The sequence below is a fragment of the Serratia sp. 2723 genome (genome assembly GCF_050434425.1).
Taxonomy (GTDB): domain Bacteria; phylum Pseudomonadota; class Gammaproteobacteria; order Enterobacterales; family Enterobacteriaceae; genus Chania.
The window spans coordinates 72602-88412 of record NZ_JBNDIN010000012.1; the positions used below are offsets into that span (position 1 = coordinate 72602).

At 51.8% G+C, this 15811-nt stretch carries 17 protein-coding genes and 3 tRNA genes; 7 read left to right on the top strand and 13 right to left on the bottom strand.

Annotated elements, in window-relative coordinates:
• Window positions 1-131 precede the first annotated feature (131 nt).
• Window positions 132-551 carry a hypothetical protein gene (locus ABIE29_RS17575; protein WP_429619946.1) on the bottom strand — a complete coding sequence of 140 codons (420 nt, stop codon included), beginning with the start codon at window positions 549-551 and terminating at the stop codon, window positions 132-134.
• Between the two features lie 286 nt (window positions 552-837).
• On the opposite strand from ABIE29_RS17575, the gene ABIE29_RS17580 reads away from it, so the two are divergent.
• On the top strand, window positions 838-1290 hold the full coding sequence (locus tag ABIE29_RS17580; RefSeq protein WP_429619947.1) for a hypothetical protein: 453 nt from the start codon (window positions 838-840) through the stop codon (window positions 1288-1290).
• Window positions 1291-1403: 113 nt separating this feature from the next.
• Here ABIE29_RS17580 and ABIE29_RS17585 read toward each other — a convergent pair.
• From ABIE29_RS17585 to uvrY, 6 genes are all read right to left on the bottom strand, one after another.
• Window positions 1404-1489 (bottom strand) — tRNA-Leu (locus ABIE29_RS17585).
• A 10-nt stretch (window positions 1490-1499) separates the two neighbouring features.
• Window positions 1500-1573, bottom strand: a tRNA-Cys gene (locus tag ABIE29_RS17590).
• Window positions 1574-1628: 55 nt separating this feature from the next.
• Window positions 1629-1704, bottom strand: a tRNA-Gly gene (locus tag ABIE29_RS17595).
• A 144-nt stretch (window positions 1705-1848) separates the two neighbouring features.
• Window positions 1849-2397 carry a CDP-diacylglycerol--glycerol-3-phosphate 3-phosphatidyltransferase gene (gene pgsA / locus ABIE29_RS17600; protein ID WP_024528495.1) on the bottom strand — a complete coding sequence of 183 codons (549 nt, stop codon included), beginning with the start codon at window positions 2395-2397 and terminating at the stop codon, window positions 1849-1851.
• Window positions 2398-2453: 56 nt separating this feature from the next.
• Window positions 2454-4286 carry an excinuclease ABC subunit UvrC gene (gene uvrC / locus ABIE29_RS17605; protein WP_429619948.1) on the bottom strand — a complete coding sequence of 611 codons (1833 nt, stop codon included), beginning with the start codon at window positions 4284-4286 and terminating at the stop codon, window positions 2454-2456.
• Window positions 4279-4935, bottom strand: a complete 657-nt coding sequence (uvrY, locus tag ABIE29_RS17610) for a UvrY/SirA/GacA family response regulator transcription factor (protein ID WP_429620014.1) — start codon at window positions 4933-4935, stop codon at window positions 4279-4281. Before uvrY ends, uvrC begins: the two co-directional genes overlap by 8 nt.
• A 796-nt stretch (window positions 4936-5731) precedes the next feature.
• Between uvrY and ABIE29_RS17615 the strand changes: the two genes are divergently transcribed.
• The gene (locus ABIE29_RS17615) at window positions 5732-5956 is read left to right on the top strand and encodes a DUF2594 family protein (RefSeq protein WP_429619949.1); all 225 of its coding nucleotides are present in this window, start codon (window positions 5732-5734) and stop codon (window positions 5954-5956) included.
• 372 nt (window positions 5957-6328) lie between these two features.
• Here the strand turns inward: ABIE29_RS17615 and ABIE29_RS17620 are convergent, their stop codons facing one another.
• Window positions 6329-6757, bottom strand: coding sequence for a universal stress protein (locus tag ABIE29_RS17620; protein ID WP_429619950.1), 429 nt, complete (start codon window positions 6755-6757; stop codon window positions 6329-6331).
• A gap of 631 nt (window positions 6758-7388) precedes the next feature.
• On the opposite strand from ABIE29_RS17620, the gene cycA reads away from it, so the two are divergent.
• Complete coding sequence (gene cycA / locus ABIE29_RS17625) at window positions 7389-8789, top strand: D-serine/D-alanine/glycine transporter (protein ID WP_429619951.1); 1401 nt, start codon at window positions 7389-7391, stop codon at window positions 8787-8789.
• Between the two features lie 60 nt (window positions 8790-8849).
• Here the strand turns inward: cycA and ABIE29_RS17630 are convergent, their stop codons facing one another.
• Together ABIE29_RS17630 and ABIE29_RS17635 are read right to left on the bottom strand one after the other, a co-directional pair.
• Window positions 8850-9779: a DMT family transporter gene (locus ABIE29_RS17630; RefSeq protein ID WP_429619952.1), complete on the bottom strand. Its 930-nt coding sequence runs from the start codon at window positions 9777-9779 to the stop codon at window positions 8850-8852.
• A gap of 131 nt (window positions 9780-9910) precedes the next feature.
• Window positions 9911-10084, bottom strand: a complete 174-nt coding sequence (locus ABIE29_RS17635; protein ID WP_429619953.1) for a hypothetical protein — start codon at window positions 10082-10084, stop codon at window positions 9911-9913.
• A gap of 378 nt (window positions 10085-10462) precedes the next feature.
• On the opposite strand from ABIE29_RS17635, the gene ABIE29_RS17640 reads away from it, so the two are divergent.
• The gene (locus tag ABIE29_RS17640) at window positions 10463-10777 is read left to right on the top strand and encodes a hypothetical protein (protein WP_429619954.1); all 315 of its coding nucleotides are present in this window, start codon (window positions 10463-10465) and stop codon (window positions 10775-10777) included.
• 117 nt (window positions 10778-10894) lie between these two features.
• Here the strand turns inward: ABIE29_RS17640 and ABIE29_RS17645 are convergent, their stop codons facing one another.
• A complete protein-coding gene (locus ABIE29_RS17645) occupies window positions 10895-11128 on the bottom strand; it encodes a hypothetical protein (protein ID WP_248945828.1) in 234 nt (77 codons plus the stop codon).
• 502 nt (window positions 11129-11630) lie between these two features.
• Here ABIE29_RS17645 and ABIE29_RS17650 point away from each other — a divergent pair.
• From ABIE29_RS17650 to ABIE29_RS17660, 3 genes are read left to right on the top strand one after another with little or no spacing between them, the layout of a single operon-like run.
• Entirely contained in the window at window positions 11631-12044 is a 414-nt protein-coding gene (locus ABIE29_RS17650; RefSeq protein ID WP_429619955.1) for a GNAT family N-acetyltransferase, read from the top strand.
• 21 nt (window positions 12045-12065) lie between these two features.
• Complete coding sequence (locus ABIE29_RS17655; protein ID WP_429619956.1) at window positions 12066-12755, top strand: helix-turn-helix transcriptional regulator; 690 nt, start codon at window positions 12066-12068, stop codon at window positions 12753-12755.
• 24 nt (window positions 12756-12779) lie between these two features.
• Window positions 12780-14069 (top strand): cytosine permease, encoded by a 1290-nt coding sequence (locus tag ABIE29_RS17660; protein ID WP_429619957.1) that lies wholly within the window; start codon window positions 12780-12782, stop codon window positions 14067-14069.
• Window positions 14070-14128: 59 nt separating this feature from the next.
• On the opposite strand, the gene cobT is transcribed toward ABIE29_RS17660, so the two are convergent.
• Window positions 14129-15187, bottom strand: coding sequence for a nicotinate-nucleotide--dimethylbenzimidazole phosphoribosyltransferase (gene cobT, locus ABIE29_RS17665; protein WP_429619958.1), 1059 nt, complete (start codon window positions 15185-15187; stop codon window positions 14129-14131).
• Window positions 15188-15191: 4 nt separating this feature from the next.
• Complete coding sequence (locus ABIE29_RS17670; protein WP_429619959.1) at window positions 15192-15809, bottom strand: adenosylcobalamin/alpha-ribazole phosphatase; 618 nt, start codon at window positions 15807-15809, stop codon at window positions 15192-15194.
• Window positions 15810-15811: the final 2 nt, after the last annotated feature.

Consider the following 15811-nt stretch of genomic DNA (forward strand, 5'->3'; position numbering starts at 1 on the left):
TAGGTGTGGAAGCTGTTGTCGAAACCAGACTTTTTGGGGCCGAGATTGCAGATCGCAAAGAATGCACGCTTATTACCTTTCAGCGTTTCACTAAAGTTGCGCGGAAACGGGAGCCTCCGCGCATAGAAGGGTTATTTTTTCTTGGCAGTAGTCGTGTTTGGTTTGGCTTTCTTTGGCTTGGCGACGATTTCTGCAGTAACGATTGACTCTTTAACCACCGGAGCCGATACCTTGGTTCTCGCTTTTACCACTGCGGGAGACTTGGCAGCATTGTTTTTTGCTTTGCCTGCAACCGCTGCAGTTTTACTTGGCGTTGTAACCACCTTAACCTCCGAGACAGGAGGCTCTATAGCATTGTCCTTTGCCTGAACGCCACCTGGCTCAGCAGCTAATGCCTTATACTTTTCCACCAGATTTTGGTAAGTATTTAACGCTTTTGCGCCATTAAAGGCGTTGTCAATCTTCCCAGCGCGGATCAACTCGATAACCACCTGCTGGGCCGCTAGCTCTGGATGTTTCGCCGGATTAATAATCTCTATTTCAAATTCCATCGTCATCTCCTGATTGAATAGCCGATTCTTGTAGCATAGCAGTTGCCGCTGGCAACGAAATCGGGCTGAATCCATTCAATTTATAAATCGATGATAGAGAAAACATAGCGTTCCGTGATTGAATTCGACACCGCATGAGAAAATGCCTCGTTGCTTGTCGAATCGCGTTAAGGGCTGTTGAGTGCTAGATTTAGACATGCCCATTGATATGTATAATCCCCTCAGCCACGAAATGCCCAGTCCGTTACCGTGGCGATAGGCTCGGCCCACTTTTAGAGGAACTACAATGTCAAAAAATGCCGCTTTTATGCTGGCACTTACCCTGGTAAGCATCGCCCCGGCCCACGCTATCAACGCAAAATTTGCCCAGCAGCTTGAGCGATCTGGCTGCACCCAAGTGACCGAGGCCCAAGGCTGTGACATTCACAAAACCAAGGCCGAGAATGCCAGGGCCGGTTTTGGAGCCGCCTCCGCTGCCGACACCCGTGCCGGCCCCTATACCGGTGAGTGGGTTGCCATATTCCCGCAGACGGGTGCCACGATAGCGACAATCCGTATCGATGCCAAGGATCATGTCTTGGTCAACGGTAAGCAGGTCAAAGCAAAGAAATCTGATGGCGCGCTGGTGTTCAGGAATGGCACCATCACTTATACCATTCAAGGAGACCGTCGACTCAAGGGGGAAGATGTCTGGGTGGATAATGATGCAGGCAGCAAAGGAGTGATTAACGCCAAATAAAGGGTAATAGTTGCGCTATCTTTAGCCGACAAACGGATTCCAGGCAAAAAAAACCGCCTCTCGGCGGTATGACATTACTACATATTGCTTTGATTATTCTACGTTTATTTTCCTGGTACCCGGGGCGGGACTTGAACCCGCACAGCCATAAGCCGAGGGATTTTAAATCCCTTGTGTCTACCGATTTCACCACCCGGGCTCGGGAAAATTGGAGGCGCGTTCCGGAGTCGAACCGGACTAGACGGATTTGCAATCCGCTACATAACCGCTTTGTTAACGCGCCTTAATTCTGTTTGCCTTTGCAGGCTAAAGCTCGTAATCACCAGCTTTACTAAATTTGGAGCGGGAAACGAGACTCGAACTCGCGACCCCGACCTTGGCAAGGTCGTGCTCTACCAACTGAGCTATTCCCGCATTAATCAGAACTTGCTGATTTTTTTAAATCTTTTGGCAACTCACCGCTGCCGTCCGATGCGATGCATTCTACTTATCTGGCGTGATGAGTCAATAAAATTGTTGTCTCACCGGGTTCGTTTGCCGATTTTTACATCGCTTCGATCAAGGTTCCAGCAAATCGCGGCGTGCCGCGTTCAAATATTGGAACATGGACCAGAAGGTCAGCACGGCGGCAATGTACAGCAAGCCGAACGACAGATACTCCACCGTACGCTCTGGCCGCCACAGCAGGCCAACCAATGACATCATCTGCGCCATGGTTTTCACCTTGCCAATCCACGAAACCGCCACGCTGCTGCGCTTGCCGATTTCCGCCATCCATTCGCGCAACGACGAGATAATGATCTCGCGGGCGATCATGGTTGCCGCAGGTAGAGTGATCCACCAGGTATGATAATGCTCCGCTACCAGCACCAGGGCCACCGCCACCATCACCTTATCGGCAACCGGGTCGAGGAACGCACCAAAGCGGGTTGTCTGCTTCCAGCGACGAGCTAAAAAGCCGTCAAACCAATCGGTTACAGCAGCAAACACAAAAATGACCGCACAGAGCATCGGTGCCCAGACGAACGGCAGATAAAACGCCAGTACGAAGAATGGGATCAGAACTACGCGGAACAGGGTAAGCCAAGTCGGTATATTCAATTGCATAATGCTGGTAACTATCTGGCTGGAGTGGAAATTAAGAGTATGTTGCTACATTGCCCTCAGTGTTTCAATGCATTGTAGATCTTTTCTGCCAATGCTTGTGAAATACCCGGCACTTTTGCAATTTCCTCAACGCTGGCGTTCAATAATGGTTGAAGTCCACCCATATACTTCAACAGCACCTGACGCCGTTTTGGCCCAACGCCGTCGATCAGTTCCAAGGCGCTGGTGTTTTTGACTTTCGCCCGTTTCTGGCGATGGCCGGTGATCGCATGGTTGTGTGAGTCATCACGAATATGCTGGATCACGTGCAGTGCCGGTGAGTCCGAAGGCAGTGAAATCCCCTCCCCCTCAGGGACGAAGAACAACGTCTCCAGCCCGGCTTTGCGATCGCTGCCTTTGGCAATGCCGATCAGCAACGGTTTGTGCTTGTCCCAGGTCACATCCAGCGAATTGAACACGTCAATCGCCATACCCAGTTGCCCTTTCCCACCATCAATAAAGATGACATCCGGGATCTTGCTCTCTTCCAGAGCCTTACCATAGCGCCGTTTCAGCACCTGCGCCATGGCGGCATAGTCATCGCCCGGCGTGATACCGGTAATATTGTAGCGCCGATACTCCGAGCGCAATGGACCGTTGCTGTCGAACACTACGCAGGAAGCAACGGTCTGCTCCCCCATCGTATGGCTGATATCGAAACACTCCATCCGCTTTATTTCGGTCAGGTTCAGCGTTTTCGCCAGTTCCGCCAGCCGCTGATGGATAGTCGATTGCTGAGAAAGCTTGGTGACCAGCGCCGTGGAGGCGTTGGTACGCGCCAGCTTCAAGTAGCGGGCACGGTCACCACGCGGCTTGCTCTGGATCTGGATCTTGCGGCCAGCCAGTTCGCTTAACGAGCTAGCCAGCAGATCTTTTTCCGGTAACGTAAAGTCCAGCAGGATCTCGGCTGGCAAGGTGCGCGCCTGGCTGCCTTGTAAATAGAACTGGCCCACGAAGGTTTGCACCACTTCACTCAGTTCTGTACCACCCGGGACTTTCGGGAAGTAGCTGCGGCTGCCTAACACCTTGCCCTGGCGAATAAACAGCACGTGTACGCAGGCCATACCCGCATCGAAAGCCACGCCGATCACGTCCAGATCGTCGCTGTCTCCTGAGACAAACTGCTTTTCCGTCACCCGCCGTACCGCCTGGATCTGATCGCGAATGCGCGCAGCTTCTTCAAAATTGAGCTGTTTGCTGGCGTTTTCCATGCGCGCAATCAACTGGTGCAATACCTGCTGATCCTTACCGGACAAAAACAGGCGCACATAATCTACTTGCTGGCGGTAATCTTCCTCACTCACCAAACCGGCAACGCATGGCCCCAGACAGCGGCCAATCTGATACTGCAGGCAAGGCCGGGAGCGATTACGGTAGACGCTGTTATCGCATTGACGCACGGGGAACAGTTTTTGCAGCAGTGCCAGCGTTTCACGCACGGCGTAAGAGTTGGGGAACGGGCCAAAGTATTCACCTTTGGCATGCTTGGCACCACGGTGTACCGTTAGCCGTGGATGGCTATCGGCACTCAAAAAAATCAGCGGATAGGATTTATCGTCGCGCAACAGAACATTATATCGGGGTTGATACAGCTTGATATAATTATGTTCCAGCAGTAACGCCTCGGTTTCCGTATGGGTAACGGTAACGTCAATTTGTGCGATATTTTTGACTAGCGTTTCCGTCTTGCGGCTACTGACCTGAGTGCGAAAATAGCTCGCGAGACGTTTTTTCAGGTCCTTGGCTTTACCCACATAGATCACCGTCCCCGTCAGATCATACATGCGATAGACGCCTGGCTGACTGGTTACGGTTTTAAGAAATGCCGGTGCATCAAAACAATCATTCACTGCTTAACAATGTCTCCGCGTTGAACAGCCCGTGTCTGATCGCCAGATGGGTCAATTCAACATCCCCGCTGATATTCAGCTTGGTGAACATACGATAACGATAACTATTCACTGTTTTAGGGCTGAGATTCAACTGTTCTGAGATCTCATTCACTTTCTTCCCTTTAGTGATCATCAACATAATTTGTAATTCACGCTCAGACAGGGTGCTGAACGGGTTTTCCGCCTGCGGCTCCAACTGGCTTAATGCCATTTGCTGCGCGATGTCCGAAGCGATGTAACGCTGGCCGGCATGTACCGAACGAATCGCGTTAATCACCTCTTGCGGTGCAGCGCCTTTGCTCAGATAGCCAGCCGCACCCGCCTGCATCACCTTGGCAGGCAACGGGTTCTCAGTATGAATAGTCAACATGATGACCTTAATATCGGGCGTGTAACGCACAATCTTACGGGTAGCTTCCAGCCCCCCAATACCAGGCATATTCATATCCATCAAAACGATATCGGCAGAGTTGCTGCGGCACCATTTTACGGCATCTTCACCGCACTGTGCTTCACCAACAACTTTAATGCCTTTGATATCTTCAAGAATGCGTCGTATCCCTGCGCGCACCAGTTCGTGGTCATCAACAAGAAGAACGCTAATCAAGGAAAATTCTCCAAAATAAGGGAGTAACGCAATCAATCAGCCTCTGTCATCTAAACAGATATTACTTGGTTTTCAGCAAAGAATGAATACAGATTAATACTTACTCTCGGTTAACTATGGCCAGGTTTGTCGACCCCTGCGCCACCTTTGTTACGATAAATCCACTCGTTGGCGGATAAAAAACCACCAAGCCTATTAGGCTCAATACATTACCACTATGATACGCCATTTTACGCCATCTGGCGGCAAAATTAATCGCTGTTTTCCCAAAACCAGATAATAAGCCCATGCCAATTATCACTCGTAACCATATGAATTACAAAAAAATAACAAAAAAAACGCCATTTTTAATCACGTACAAACCGCTGTAGGGAAACCCTTATTCAGAATACATAACCTTTGTTGGCGGCGAAAAAGGTGAGATTTCAAAAGAAAATATCTGACCCAAATGTCAATAGTTTGGAGATAAAATTGTTATTCATCACCTCGAATTAAGCCCGTATTACTTTATGAATTCACGCTGTCTGAGAGCACACAGCTCAGAGCTAACTATAAATGAGTACGGAAAGAATTTACACCACTAGCCGAAAAAAATGCCCGCCAAGCCTACCCTCCCGGGCATCCTCCCTCCTCCCTCCGCGACGGCTTCACATGATACGAACCGTCGATGCTGTGATATACTCCGCCCCCTAAATGAGGCACGGAGTCCGCCTGGGTGAGCGGCAGCCGGCTGTTGTGCATCAAACCAGATTTCACATTTCACTTCAGGCTTATGCCTTAAAACTCAGGAGATAAAATGAGCAACGTTGACTTCACTACGTCTGCAGACCCGCAAGTGCTGGCCACCGAAGTTGCCTGCCTCAAAGCGACTTTGACGTTGATATTAAAGGCAATTGGCCAGGCTGATGCCGGTAAAGTGATCATCAATCTGGAACGCTTTGTCGCTCAAGTGGATGATCCGGCTCAGGCTGAAATCTTCAAGAACAGTATTCAGCAGATCAAGCACGCCTACCGCCAATAATCCATGCGTAATCAGGCTCCGTTTGGGGTCTGATTACGGCTTGGCGGCGTCAATGAAGGCCACGCCCTCTAACGGTTGAATGACAAGTTTCGTAACAGAAAATTTGCGTCATTGCCTTAACCAACATTTATTCTAACGTATTGCTCATCAGTTTAATAAACAGCAATAGGATTAATCCCATTTAAACATTAATAATATTGTGGGAATTTTATTACCCCATTATTGTTCGCGTCGCGAATAAATAGTCCTATCATCTAGGAATTAACTCCCCTTTCACGCAGGTATCTCCATATACATGCTGGCAGGCACCGTTGTTTAGGGTAATTGGCCCGCAAGATGCGGGCCGGGTTTGATGAGTACGCTAACTACTGGTTATCTGACTACCATCACCGAGATCTTGGCGTGGCGGACAATGGCGGCCGCATTCGAACCGAGCAGGTAGGTTTTGACACTGGGGCGGCGGGAACCGATCACGATCAGATCGGCTGCGATTTCCTCGGCAAGTTGCAACACTTCGTCACGTGGCGAACCGAAGCTAATGGTATAAGAAAGACGCTCCAATGGCAGGTCGATCTCCGCCATGAGCTTCTTCAACCCCTCCACCGCCTTCACTTCAGCCTGATTCTCAAACTCTTTGATGCCAAACGAATAGGCGGTCACAAACGCCGAAGCATCCGGCAAGGCATGGAAGAAATGCACCTTGGCCCCAGACATCTTGGCCAGATACACCACGTGTTCGAGCGCATGTTCAGTCAATACGTCTTCTGCAAGATCTACCGGTACTAAAATGGTCTTGTACATATTCAATCCCCTCTCTGGATTACCGTGATGAACACAGCTTACCGCTGGCCCATGGGGGCGAGTATCTATTTATGATGCTTTTGTGATCAACAGGTGTTCCCGACGGCTACCCGACCTTTTGGCCACCTTATACTCAACCAATGATTTATACTTTTGTGATTTGAGCCGCAAAACCAACCAAATGTGCGTCACAAGCCCGGTGAGCCTCTGCCAAGCCACGCCAGTTGCAGCAATAAACTGATTAGAACTCAACTGCTCCCCGCGCAAAAACCCCCATTGCTGCCCCCTAGGCACAGGCAGCTATCAGGATGAGTTCAATCGCCTCCTGACATTAGTTTTTTTCATGCGAATTTTATAAGCTCTTGTTTAATCAATAAGATAACCACTACCAACACTGTTCATTTGCCGCGGTAAAGAGTAATCTTCCGCCCCCTAGACGTCCGATTTGCCTCCCCTGAGTAAAGAATAATCGGCTTTTATCCCACCCTATTATGTTGTAAATATGTTGCACAAAGGTGGTGATATTGAGTTACCTTAACTTTTGTCGGAAAAACCGGCTAATACAAATAAAAAAGAGCCACTTCAGAGCTCGCCATTCCACTCATGACAGGTAAAAACAGGACAGCATACGATGGTAGATCATTCTAAAATAGCAGTGGACGCCACGCCCGGATCGGAAGATCACCTAAGGCGAAACCTCTCAAACCGACATATCCAGTTGATCGCTATCGGCGGTGCCATTGGTACAGGTTTGTTTATGGGTTCCGGTAAGACCATCAGCCTGGCTGGGCCTTCCATTATCTTCGTGTACATGATCATCGGCTTTATGCTGTTCTTCGTGATGCGCGCAATGGGCGAGCTGTTGCTCTCCAACCTGCAGTACAAATCTTTCAGCGACTTTGCCGCCGATCTGCTCGGCCCCTGGGCAGGGTTCTTCACCGGTTGGACTTACTGGTTCTGTTGGGTGGTAACCGGCATTGCCGATGTGGTGGCCATTACCGCCTACGCGCAGTTCTGGTTCCCCGACCTCTCCCAGTGGATTGCCTCTTTACTGTGCGTGTTGCTGCTGCTCAGTCTGAACCTGGCAACGGTAAAAATGTTCGGTGAGATGGAGTTCTGGTTTGCGATGATCAAAATCGTCGCGATTGTGGGCCTGATCATCGCCGGTCTGGTCATGGTGGCAATGCACTTCGAATCCCCAACCGGCAGCGTGGCCTCCTTCTCCCACTTGTGGAATGACGGCGGCATGTTCCCGAAAGGCATTAGCGGCTTCTTTGCCGGCTTCCAGATTGCGGTGTTTGCCTTTGTGGGTATCGAGCTGGTGGGAACCACCGCGGCCGAAACCAAAGATCCGGAAAAAGTACTGCCACGCGCCATCAACTCCATCCCGATCCGCATCATCATGTTCTACGTCTTCGCGCTGATCGTGATCATGTCGGTAACGCCTTGGAACTCTGTGGTGGCCGATAAGAGCCCGTTCGTCGAGCTGTTCGTGCTGATTGGTCTGCCAGCCGCAGCCAGCGTGATCAACTTCGTGGTATTGACCTCTGCTGCCTCCTCCGCCAACAGCGGCGTGTTCTCCACCAGCCGTATGCTGTTCGGCCTGGCACAGGAAGGCGATGCGCCTAAATCCTTTGCCAACCTGTCCAAACGTGCGGTACCGGCGAACGGCCTGACCTTCTCCTGTATCTGTCTGCTGGGCGGCGTGGTGCTGATCTATCTGATCCCGAACGTCATGACCGTATTCACGCTGGTCACTACCGTGTCAGCCATTCTGTTCATGTTCGTCTGGACCATCATTCTGTGCTCATATCTGGTCTACCGTAAAAAACGCCCGGCACTGCACCAGAAATCGATCTACAAGATGCCTGCCGGTAAGTTGATGTGCTGGGTATGTATGGCGTTCTTCGCATTCGTGCTGGTGCTGCTGACACTGCGCGAGGACACACGCCAGGCGCTGGTCGTCACGCCGCTGTGGTTTATCATTCTGGGGATCGGCTATCAGTTTGCCCGCCGTAAAAAGGCGGCCTGAGCCAGTAATTACAACGCCGCGTTTCCACGCGGCGTTTTTACAGGCACAGTATATAGCCTCCTACGTCAACTCTGCTGGCTTCGGTTTACGCCGAATTCGCAACTCACTGACAATCACCCCCAGCACAATCAATCCTGCACCAATCAGCGCCAACCCAGGCAAACGCTCGCCAGCGATACGGCCGACAATCCCAGCCCATACCGGTTCACCGGCATAAATCACCGTGGCACGGGTAGGTGAAACGCTGCGTTGTGCCCAGTTCATCGTCAGTTGGATCAGCGCACTGGCTATCCCCAGCCCTATCGCGCTGTAAAGCAGATAGTTGGAAAACGCAGGAACCGACTCCCCGGTTGGAGCCATCATCAAAAACGATAACAACGACGCAGTAGCCAGCTGCACAATGGTCACCCGCCGCACGTTGACCTTGCCCGCAAAAGCACCAATCAAAATCACCTCAATGGCGATCGCCAGCGCACTGACCAACGTCAGGAATTCACCGCCGCTGAATGCCAGGCTGGAACTGCTTGGCCCGCTCAACAGCATCAGCCCGATGAAGGCCAGCAGAATGCCAATCCAGGACATGATCCCCGGCATACGGCCAAGGACCAGCCACTGCAATAACGGTACAATCGGCACGTACATGGCAGTAATAAACGCCGACTGACTGCTGGTGATGGTTTGCAGCCCCATGGTTTGCAGGCCATAGCCGAGCATGATTGAGGTGCCGATAAATACCCCGGCCTTGATTTCGTACCAGGTCATCCCCCGCAGCGAACGCAGAGAGAACAGCACCAGCGCCAACGTCGCGGTACCAAAGCGTAGTCCGACAAAAAAGAATGGCCCACTGACCAGCATCGCCTGATGCACGGCCAAAAAGGTGCCCCCCCAGAGCATGGTGATAAGGACCAGCACGGCTTCCTGGGGTTTGATCTTCAAAAACAGCGTGGGAGTAGAGTTTTTCTTAAGCGTTGACACTGACTTGCCCTTCATACTGGGTACAATAGCATGCACAATTTCTGCCAGTATGAGGAAAAGGCAAGTAATCGGCAACATCGTGCCGGATTGGCCGTAGAGCTCACCGCCTGGTGTCGAGGGCTGGCAACCAAACCTTCTGGATCTTTTTACTCTTCCTGGGCCGGGGCTTCCGGCAGCGTTTCCAACGGCGGCTGTATCCCCTCAGAAATGTAATCTTTGGCGGCCAGGGAGCGCTCATTGCCCATGGCGTCTTCCACCACCACATGTTTGATAGCGCCATCAGAAAGTATCACTCGCTTAATGCCACGTTCGGGTTCCATATCTCCTCCCTGCGTGAATGTCTGCCCCTCAAGTTTAGCCTGTGCGGCGCTTGTCGGATTGTGCTCTAAGCGTTTATCTGAATACCCTGCGCATTTTTTATCACATCCCCCCTGCTGTGCGGCAATACACTTTGTATGTGCAGCCAATAATCATCACCAGGGTTTATAGATAGAAGACGAACCATCAGCCATCCCTATCTTGTTTGCGGAACCCGAGCAGGGTTAAAATGCCGCTCAACCTACCGCTCACCCGTTGAACGTCCGGTCGATTCAAGCTGTGTCCGCCTGTCAGCCAACCAAAGCCAGGCGTTCTATTTTTTGCGTACTGCAAAGGGAAATAAGTCAGTGTCTAAAGATTTTGATGAACTAATAAGAGACATGGATCTTATTATTGAAAATGTAGACAGTTTCAAGGCTATGGCCCCACGCATGCCACCGCCGGCGGTAGAAGCGCCGCTAACAGCCCACTCCTACGATTCATTCTGCGAAAACATTGCGCTGAAAGTGGTATTGAAGGTACTGCTGTCATCGGTAGACAAGATCGTCAAGGTGCAAATCGCCAACCGGGTTGAGCAAGAGATCACTCAGATCGAACAACAGGTCGTCCTGGCTGGCGGTGGCCCGGTTGCGCCCGAAGACCTGGCACAAATGACCCACTATGTGCGCCGTACCGTTCACGATTTGCTCAATTAAGTTCCGCCAGAAGAGCGGTTGTGCATTGTTGGGGATGGGGGGTTTCAGACCGGATTGCATAGCCTGGCGAGTATCGGTATTCAGGGAATGGTTGAATAAACCTCGGGCACACCCGAATCAAGCGTACTCCAGGCGTTTCGGCTGCAAACCGGGCGTTTGGAGTTTCGTCACCTTGACGGCTTTCGCCGGATCGCCTGCCACAAACTCCAGGGTGGGTGAGTAGTAAAAAGGCAACCAAGCCTCGAAATTCTCTTCCCACTCCCATTTGACCGGGCATGGCCACAGAATATCTTCGTGCAGAATGTAATAGATCCACCTCCCATGTGGGCGGCGAGGCTTACGTGTTTTCATAATGCCATCAATACTTTCTCACCTGTTGCGAACTGACCGCGAAATCGGTCAGCCAGCCATAATACCTCAGTGGTGCCACTTGAAGCGAGGAGCACAACGAAACGCGGTGCTTAACAGGTAATTATACGATAACAGCACGGATTTTGCGGCAAAGTAGCGGGGTTTAATCCGCTACTTTGCGCAATGCATTACTGCGAGGTGATGGTAAATCTTACTACATGTTCAGTGAGGTATAATGCTGTTGGCAAGTTAGCTTGCTCTAGTCACTACCCTCTGCCCTAAAGGGCGTATCCCTGGTGAAGCACAATATTTTCTATTTGGTATACTCTTGAGAAAGGTCGATTATTCCCTTCTCTTGCCAACAACATACCCATTTTTTACCACCAGGAATACAGGTGAAAAACACCCTTGTAATCATTGACAATAAATGTTAACTAAGGCTAATCAATACAGGTACCTTAATGAACATTTGAATTATTAGCATGAAAAGGAAAAATTGACCATGAAGATTAACGTAACGGACACTCCAGATCCGCAGGACGAAGAGTTCGTGATTGACAGCCTCTGGGCGCACAACAATCAGTTTGATACGGTAGATATTCATCCGTTATTCCTGACCGTCACCGACGATCGCGGGCAGATTGTGGCCGGTCTGGTCGCCAAAACCTGGTGGGGTGGGTTAGAAGTCCAGTACCTGTGGGTGAGTGACGAGCATCGCAAAAATGGCTATGGCCGTGACCTGATGCTGCGGGCGGAACAGGAAGCCGTCAAGCGCGGTTGCCATATGGCCTATGTCGATACCTTCAGTTTTCAGGCACAGGCGTTTTACGAAAAACTGGGGTACCAGCCTTATGGCAATTTAGCAGGCTATGCACATCGCCATACCCGCATCTATTTAGCGAAGAACATCGGATAGCGCTGAAACTGAGAGGTTCAAATGGATTCATTTTGGCAGAGCAATGAATTATATTTAAAAGGTCTCATCACCATGATGGAACATTTAAATGAGCCTTGGGGCATTAAAGATTTATCCTCACGCCATATTTATATGAATAAGGCAGCCTATCTTTATACCAACACACCTCTCAATTTCGATATTGCGGGCAAGCTTGATGGCGAATTTCCCGCCGATTGGGCAGAGTTCGCCCCCGACTTGCAAGAACACGATAGGAAAACCGAAGGGACGCGGGATCGCGTAGCCGTCATCGAGACGCACTTCTGGTACGGCAGCGACAGCCTGGTCCCCTTTATCAGCGAAAAATTGCCTATTTATAATGACAAGGAACAACTGGTTGGCACCATGTGGAACGCCCGTCCGCTGGACAGTTTTTCACCGCTAAAATATATCAACCAGCAAAAACCCAGCATATTAACCACCGAAGTCAGCATCCAGACCTTTACCCAGTCGGAACTGGATATCATATTTTTGATGCTGCAACGCTACACCAACAAAGAGATTGCCAGGTTATATGACGTCAGCAATAAAACCATAGAAAATAGAATCTACAACATCTACCAAAAAGCCGACGTGCATACGCTCCAACAGTTCGAAGAGTATTGCAAACTGGTGAACTTGGACAGCTACATTCCAGTACGCCTGATAGAAAAAGGCATCCAATTTATTTAAACGTTAAGTTAACGAGAGATTATCGTGATTAAAATTGAAGACTACCCATTGAGCCGGGTACCGCAGGATAAAAGGGTCTCCTTCCTCAGCGTCGCCATCGTGCATATGGGTATGCTAACGGCCTTGGACCAGTTTATGTTGGGTGCCGTGTTAGGCAACTCAATGACCCTGACCAGTGCCTTTATCGCCATCTTTATCGGTAGCCTGATCTTCGGGGTCGTGACGTTCGGGCTGGGTTTGGCCGGGATGAGAGAAGGTATCTCCGGCAGCCTGCTGGCTCGCTGGTGTGGCTTTGGCCGCATAGGTTCGGTGCTTATCGGCCTGGTGGTGGCCGTCAGCCTGTTGGGCTGGTTTGGCATTCAGAACGCCATCTTTGCCAAATCGCTTAACTTCGCCTTGGGCGATCGCCTGGGCTTCCCACTGGCCGCCTCACTATCGGGCCTGTTTTTGACGGTGCTGGTCGCTTTTGGTTTTAAAGCGCTGCGCATCACCGCACGCATCGCGGTGCCGCTGTTTATCCTGCTGGTGTTCTTTATTTCCTACCACGTCCTCTCTGGGCAGAAACTGCATGAGGCCATTCTGCTGGCCCCGATGGGGGAAGCGTTAACCATCAGCGCGGGCATCACCATCGTGGTCGGCGGTGCCATTGTTGCCAGCCTGATGACCCCAGACCTGACCCGTTACTCCAAAAACAAGCGCCACGTGTTTGGCATTACGCTGCTGACCATTATTGCCGGTGAATTCGTGGTTAACGGCCTGGCGATTTTTATCGCCAAAACGCTCGGCACCGCAGACGTGGTGACGATCATGGCCCAGAGTGCGGGCGGTATCGGTTTGTTGGTGGTGGTGTTCTCCACCCTGCGTGTTAACGATCTGAACCTCTATTCGTCGTCCTTGGGCGTGGTGAATGCGGTTGAAGGGATTACCGGCAAAAAGCTGAAATACACCGCAACCACGGTGATTATCGGTCTGTTGGGCACCCTGCTATCGGTGCTGGGTATTCTGGATCGGTTTGTAGATTTTCTGACCGTGCTGGGCGTGGTATTCCCACCGATCCTCGGCGTCATGCTGGTGGACTATTTCCTGCTGCGCAGCCACCGAGAGGCTCTGGACGCCAGCCGCCAGCTTGGTCAACTGCCGCAGGAAACGCCGCTAATCGGTTGGGCAGCGATTATCGCCAGCATCGTCGGTAGCGTGATCGGCCTGGTGACGGAATGGGGCGTGCCAACCATTAACTCACTGCTGGCAGCCAGCGTGATTTACTGGTTGTTCAAACGCCTGTTTGGCCGGACAACCAGCCTGCAAACCGCATAGTTCCAAGAACGCGAAACCAGCGGGCGCAGTATTCTGCGCTCGCTCAGTTAATCAACCGGTCAGGTCGCGCTACCGGGAATTACGATATTACTGTCCGCCAACGACCCCATCTGATTAAACATCACGCAGGCCGCATCTACGATATGCATGGCGATGGCGGCACCGCTGCCTTCACCCAGCCGCATATCCAGATGCAGATAAGGAGCCAATTGCAAGTGCTCAAGAGCCGCAGCCGCGCCCTTCTCCGCAGAGAAATGCGATGGCAGCAGATAATCACGCGCCAGAGGTGCAATGCCGCAGACCGCCAGCGCAGAGGCATAAGAGAGAAAACCATCGAGGATCACCGGCAGGCCAGCGGCCGCGGCTCCCAGCATCACACCAGCCATTCCCACCAGATCGTATCCCCCCAGCTTGGCCAATACGTCTAGCGCGTCTTGGGCATCCGGCTGGTTTTTCTCAATCGCCCGACGCACCACTTCCACCTTGTGGTGCAAACGATCGCTGGGGAAATTGGCACCAATACCAACCACTTCTTGCGGATCGCGGCCGGTAAAGACGCTGACTAACGCCGCGGCTGGCGTAGTATTGGCCATCCCCAACTCCCCGACGCCAAACAGCTTCACCCCAAGCGTCGCCTGTTCCAGCGTCAGTTGAGCCGTGGCCAGCAGTAACTCCTCCGCCTGCTGACGCGTCATTGCCGCCCCGCGAGCAATGTTGCCGCTGCCGCGTGCGACTTTCATGTTGATCAGGCCCGGCAAGGGTTCGCTATCGATGCCAACATCCACCAGCTTCACCTCGGCACCGGCATTGGCGGCCAATACACAGACACCGGTATTCCCTTTCACCATATTCAGCGCCTGGATCACCGTCACTTCACGCGGTGACACTGCCACCCCTTCGGCATAAACTCCGTGATCGGCCATCATGACGATTATTTGCTTGCGGCTGGCGGCCATCCCGCTAAAACCGCGCATCCCGGCCAACTGGGTCGCCAACTGTTCCAGGCGGCCAAGGCTGCCCGGTGGCTTAAGCAGGCCATCAATCTTTGTTGCTGCCTGTTGCATGGCAGCCGCGTCCAACGGCTTAATCAGATCGATTAACGATGACAATGTTTGCATAACTTTATTCTCTGCTTGCAGGCTGCCAATGAGCCTGGCTGTTAAATACTTTTAGCGTGACAAACCCCTGGTTGAGTTCCAGCACGCTGTAGGCTCCCTGGGTAAACGGGAAATGCCACATCCCGGCGGCAGGCAGCTTTAGCAGCCCGGCCAACAGTAGGCTCAGAGAGCCTTGGTGCGCCACCAGCAGACGATCGCCGTCGCTCCGTTCGTCCAGCAGACGTTGGGCCTGTTGGCTGATCCGCTGTGAAAATAGTGGAAAAGACTCCCCCGCGGGTGGGCAGGCTAGTTGCCAATCCGCTACCCAATCGGCCCAGGCAGCACTCTCCTCCCGCTGCAAATCCTGGTGATGGCGCATTTCCCAGTCACCAAAATTCATTTCGTTAAAACCGCCGTCGGATTGGATCGCCAGTTCCCGCTGCCCGAGCACGATCTCGGCGGTATGCCGGGCGCGTAATAACTCACTGCTGATAACCTGCGTAAAAGGCACCTCGGCCAACCATTGTGCGACCTGCCGTGCCTGCTGCTCACCTTGCTCGGTCAACGGCAAGTCGGTCATGCCGCAAAATACGCCCTGTCGATTCGCCGCCGTTTGCCCGTGTCGTACCAAAAATAGCCGCATAA